This is a genomic window from Stenotrophomonas capsici, assembly GCF_034961085.1.
Classification (GTDB): Bacteria; Pseudomonadota; Gammaproteobacteria; order Xanthomonadales; family Xanthomonadaceae; genus Stenotrophomonas; species Stenotrophomonas capsici.
Map to the genome: position 1 here is coordinate 1 of NZ_JAYFUH010000127.1, position 4981 is coordinate 4981.

Below are 4981 nucleotides of genomic sequence, written 5' to 3' on the forward strand. Positions count from 1 at the left end.
CATCGCCGCATCAGTGGAGCAATGCATTGAGGTCGATCAATCCGGTGTTGGCCGGCGCCGGGGCAGGGGGCCAACCGGTGCCGGCCGGGCATGCTGGTCCGGGCGCGAATGCGCGGGCACGAACGCGAACAGCTCCGCCGCACCCAGGGGCTTGCTGAACAGGTAGCCCTGGCCGTAGCGCACGCCGCGTTGGCGGAAGAACGTGGCCTGCTCGCGGGTCTCGATGCCTTCCACCAACGTCCGCATGCCCAGGCTGCGGGCCAGGTCGATGATGTGGTCGGCCACGCTGCTGGTCACCGATTCGGTGCAGGCGGTATGGGTGAAGCTCTTGTCGATCTTGAGGATGTCGAACGGGTACGTGGTCAGGTAGGAGAGGCTGGAGTAGCCGGTGCCGAAGTCATCCACCGCCAGCTCGATGCCCAGTCCGCGGATCGCCAGCAGCACTTCCAGGGCGCTGGTCCTCTCCAGCAGGCCGCGCTCGGTGGCCTCGACCACGAAGCAGCCGCACCCCGGGCCGATCGCCGCCTGCATGTCGGCCAGCAGGCGCGGGGTGCGCGGCGACTGCAGGTCCTGCGGGGACAGGTTCACGCTGATGTGGAAGCCCGGATGCTGGCGCAGGAAGCCGCTCAGGTCCTTGACCACCAGTTCCAGCACGCGTCGGCTGACCAGGTGGATCAGCCCGGCGTCCTCGGCGAAGGGAATGAACAGGTCCGGCGTCACCACCTTGCCGTCCTCGTGCTGCCAGCGCAGCAGCGCCTCGGCACCCACGCAGGTGTCATCGACCAGGTCGAACACCGGTTGGTACAGCAGGAACAGGTGCCCCTTGTTGATCGCATGCAGCAGTTCGGCACGGGCCGAGAGCTGGCGCCGGCTGATCAGCCAGGCCGCGCCGAGCACCACCAGCCCGGCCAGCACGCCGGCCGGCAGGAACCAATGCGCGAACTGCGACACGCGCGTGTCGATCGACGCCAGCGGGCTGGCCACGACCGTGCCGGTGGTCCCCGGCGGCACCACCCGCCGCACCACCATGTAGCCGCTGTCCATGTCCAGGTAATGCGCCTGGCCGGCGGCCGGGCCGTTGGCCGCGGCCCAGGCTTCCTGCAGGTGCCCGTAGCGCGCCAGCCACGCGCCGGTGTGGGTGCTGAACAACCCCATCGACACGTTGGGGCGGGAGAACGGCGCGATCAGGCCGTCCGGGTACGCCAGCAGCCCGTAGCCATCCTTGACCAGCAGCACGTATTGCCGCTGCGCTATGCCGCGGATGCGCACCTGCGAATGGATCAGCGTGCCGTCGGGCTGGACCACCGGCGGCGGCCCGAGCAGCAGGTTGTTGGTCACCGCGCTGTTGGAGGAACAGAGCACCCGGGTGCCGTCCAGGAACATCGCGCTCTTGACGATCTGCGAGCTCATCACGAATCGCTGCATCAGCGCCACGCCTTCGGCACTGCAGGGGTCGTCGCTGCGGGCATGCATCTGCTGCCGCAGTTGCCGCAGCAGGCTGGCGGTATCGCGGACCTGGCGTTCCAGGTGCGCGGCGGTGTCATCAAGCTGGGCAAACCGTTCCCGGATTGCCTGCTTGCGCGCCTGCTGCGCCGAAAACAGTACCGGCAGGCAGGCCAGCAGCATGCCGGTGAGCAGCAGCAATGCGGCAATACGATATCGGCTCTTCATCCCAAGCCCTTCCCTGCGTCCGGCGGCGGATCCTCGGCCGCGACTATGTGATGGATCCGGCGGAATTTCAGCGGCCGGGATTCAGCCATGTGCAGGCGCCGTCACGGGCCGCTGAAGGTGTCCCAGGCCATGCGCGTGATCAGCACCACCACCAGCACCAGGAAAAGTTTACGGATCAACGGAGTACCGCCGCGCAGCGCCAGCCGGGTGCCGGTCACCGCGCCCAGCACGTTGACCACGGCCATCGGCACGGCGAACACCAGCAGCACGTTGCCACTGGGCAGGAAGAACGAGATCGCCGCCACGTTGGTGGCCAGGTTCACCACCTTGGAGGCGGCCGAGGCCCGCAGGAAATCCAGCCCGAAGAAGCGCACGAACAGGAAGATCAGGAAGCTGCCGGTGCCCGGGCCGAAGAAGCCATCGTAGAAGCCGATCACCCCGCCCATGACCAGCGCGATCACCAGCTCCCGGCGCCCGACTTCGCGGGGCCGGTGCATCGCGCCGAAATCCTTCTTGGCCAGCGTGTAACCCAGCATCACGATCAGCAGGGTCAGCACCAGCGGACGCACCGCATCCTTGGACAGCAGCGTCACCGCGGTCGCGCCCAGGAACGAGCAGGCGAATGCCGCCGCCGCGGCCAGCAGCACCGGCCGCCACGGGAAGCGCACCGAGCGCGCATAGCGCCAGGCCGACGCGCCGGTGCCGAACATCGAGCTGAACTTGTTGGTGCCCAGCAGGGCCGCCGGGGTGTGCTGGGGCAGGGTGGTGAACAGTCCCGGCAGCTGGATCAGCCCGCCGCCGCCGACCGCCGCATCCACCAGCCCGGCGATGAAGGCGATCACCAGCAACCAGGGCAGCTCGGGCGGCAGCAGTTCCAGCATGGGGATTCCGGCGCAGGGCGCGACAGCATACGCGCCCTTGCCGGGCCCGCTGGAGTGGCAGGTGGCATCGGTGAGAAAATGCGCCATGCAGATCACACCGACCTCACCGTGCCCCTGCGGGCGGGCGCTCACCTACGCCCGCTGCTGCGGCCGCTACCATGCCGGCGAAGCCGCTCCCGATGCCGAGGCACTGATGCGTTCGCGCTACAGCGCCTACGTGCTCAAGGACGTGGACTACCTGCTGGCCAGCTGGCACCCGGACACCCGCCCGCAAACCCTGTCGCTGGAAGACGCACCCGGCCAGCGCACCCAATGGCTGGGCCTGGGCGTGAAGCGCCACCTCGTCACCGGCGAGGCGACGGCCGAGGTCGAATTCATCGCCCGTTACCGCGTCGGCGGCGGCAGCGCGGTGAAGATGGCCGAGCACAGCCGTTTCCAACGCATCGACGGCCGCTGGTACTACCTCGACGCCGTGTAGCCCCAAACCCCGCTTCTCATCCCCTCCCATTGGCAACGCCAAGGGGAGGCCGGGGAGGGGTCGCTTTCAGCGCTGACGACCCAACGCAGCACACGACGACGGCGCAACAGGAGCCGCGCGGCTCCAGTCACCCCAACTCCCGAACCGCCAGCCCCTTCCATCGCTCCGCGTATCATCAAGCACCACGCAAGGAGCCCGGCCGATGAAAGCACCCCTGATGATGCGCGCAGCCTCGGCACTGGCCGTCCTCACCCTGGCCACGTCCGCGGCGGCGGCCACCAGCGACTTCGGCAGCTGCGGCACCGCGTTGCGGACCAGCGCCGCCGCCCAGGGCATCCGCGCCGAACGCTTCGACCAATGGTTCGCCGACGTCAGCCCCGACCTCAGCGTGCTGCCGCTGCTCGACGCCCAGCCCGAGTTCACCACGCCGATCTGGGACTACCTGGCCTCACTGGTCGACACCCAGCGCATCAACGACGGTCGCGCCCGCCTCACCGAGCACCGCGCGCTGCTCGAGCGGATCGCCACCCAATACGGCGTCGATCCGGCCACCGTCGTCGCGGTCTGGGGCGTGGAGAGCGACTACGGCCGCGTGTTCGGCAAGCGCCCGCTGCTGCAGTCGCTGGCCACGCTGTCCTGCAACGGCCGCCGCCAAGCCTTCTTCAAGGGCGAGTTGCTGGCCCTGCTCAAGTTGCTCGACAAGGGCGACCTCAATCCGGCCGGCCTCACCGGGTCGTGGGCCGGCGCCTTCGGCCATACCCAGTTCATGCCCTCCACCTACGCCCGCATCGCGGTCGACGGGGATGGCGATGGCCGTCGCGACCTGGTCGCCAGCATCCCCGACGCACTGGCCTCCACCGCCAACTACCTCAAGCAGTCCGGCTGGCGCACCGGCCAGCCCTGGGGCGTGGAAGTACGCGTTCCGGCCGGCTTCGATGCCAGCCTGGCCGGACGCACCCAGCGCAAGCCGCTGGCGGACTGGCGCACACGCGGCATCACCCTGGTCGATGGCAGTCCACTGCAGGTCCCGGCCATTACCGATGACGCCAACGCCGCGCTGCTGCTGCCAGCCGGCGCCAAGGGCCCAGCCTTGCTGGTGTTCCGCAACTACGACGCCATCTATTCCTACAACGCCGCCGAAAGCTATGCGCTCGCCATCGCCACCCTGGCCGACCGCCTGCATGGCGGCAGCGGCCTGCGCGCCGCCTGGCCCACCGACGACCCGGGCCTGGGCCGTGACGAGCGCCGCCAGTTGCAGACCCTGTTGCTGGCACGCGGCCATGCCATCGGTGCGGCCGACGGCATGATCGGTACCGCCAGCCGTCGCGCCATCCAGCTCGAACAGCAGCGGCTGGGCTGGAAGTCCGCCGACGGCCGTGCCGGCACCCGCATCCTGCAGGCGCTGCGCGACGCGAAACCGGCGGCGCCCACGGCGTTCCAATTGCCGGCCAACTACCCCCAACTCGTCCAATCCCCGATCGTACGGAGCAATCTCGCAATGAAGGATGTGCAGGGCCTGAGCACAGGCGATTTCAATGGCTTCACCGCCTGGAAGGTGGAAACGCCGTTCTCGACCGCCGCCATCAGCGTGTTCGGTGGCCAGCTGCTGTCCTTCGTACCCAAGGGCGGCCAGGACGTGATGTGGCTATCGCCCAACGCCAAGCAACCGCCCACGCCCATCCGCGGTGGCAGCCCGGTGTGCTGGCCGTACTTCTCGCGCCAGGGGCAGGGCAACGACGTGCCTTCGCACGGCTTCGTCCGCACCGTGGCCTGGGAACTGCGCGATGCCCGCCGCGAGGCCGATGGCAGCCTCGTGCTGACCCTGGCGCCGCCGCCGCTGGACAACCTCAACCTCAAGCTGCAGATGGTGCTGCGCATCGGCCGCACGCTGGAGCAGGAGCTGACCACCGAGAACACCGGCACCCAGCCCACCAGCATCACCCAGGCGCTG

General features: G+C 69.1%; 4 protein-coding genes. 2 read left to right on the top strand and 2 right to left on the bottom strand.

What is annotated here, in order from left to right:
• Positions 1-36: 36 nt before the first annotated feature.
• Together VA603_RS09660 and VA603_RS09665 are read right to left on the bottom strand one after the other, a co-directional pair.
• Positions 37-1671, bottom strand: coding sequence for an EAL domain-containing protein (locus VA603_RS09660; RefSeq protein WP_132864098.1), 1635 nt, complete (start codon positions 1669-1671; stop codon positions 37-39).
• 101 nt (positions 1672-1772) lie between these two features.
• Positions 1773-2552 (bottom strand): sulfite exporter TauE/SafE family protein, encoded by a 780-nt coding sequence (locus tag VA603_RS09665; protein WP_132864099.1) that lies wholly within the window; start codon positions 2550-2552, stop codon positions 1773-1775.
• An 85-nt stretch (positions 2553-2637) separates the two neighbouring features.
• Here VA603_RS09665 and VA603_RS09670 point away from each other — a divergent pair, with 85 nt between their 5' ends.
• Together VA603_RS09670 and VA603_RS09675 are read left to right on the top strand one after the other, a co-directional pair.
• Complete coding sequence (locus VA603_RS09670) at positions 2638-3030, top strand: YchJ family metal-binding protein (RefSeq protein WP_323438677.1); 393 nt, start codon at positions 2638-2640, stop codon at positions 3028-3030.
• 217 nt (positions 3031-3247) lie between these two features.
• On the top strand, positions 3248-4981 hold a 1734-nt coding region (locus tag VA603_RS09675; RefSeq protein WP_425603684.1), incomplete at its 3' end, for a lytic murein transglycosylase.

Excerpts from the sequence above, each read along its gene's own strand:
- VA603_RS09660 (WP_132864098.1), bottom strand. The coding sequence starts at position 1,671 with ATGAAGAGCCGATATCGTATTGCCGCATTGCTGCTGCTCACCGGCATG.
- VA603_RS09665 (WP_132864099.1), bottom strand. The coding sequence starts at position 2,552 with ATGCTGGAACTGCTGCCGCCCGAGCTGCCCTGGTTGCTGGTGATCGCC.
- VA603_RS09670 (WP_323438677.1), top strand. The coding sequence starts at position 2,638 with ATGCAGATCACACCGACCTCACCGTGCCCCTGCGGGCGGGCGCTCACC.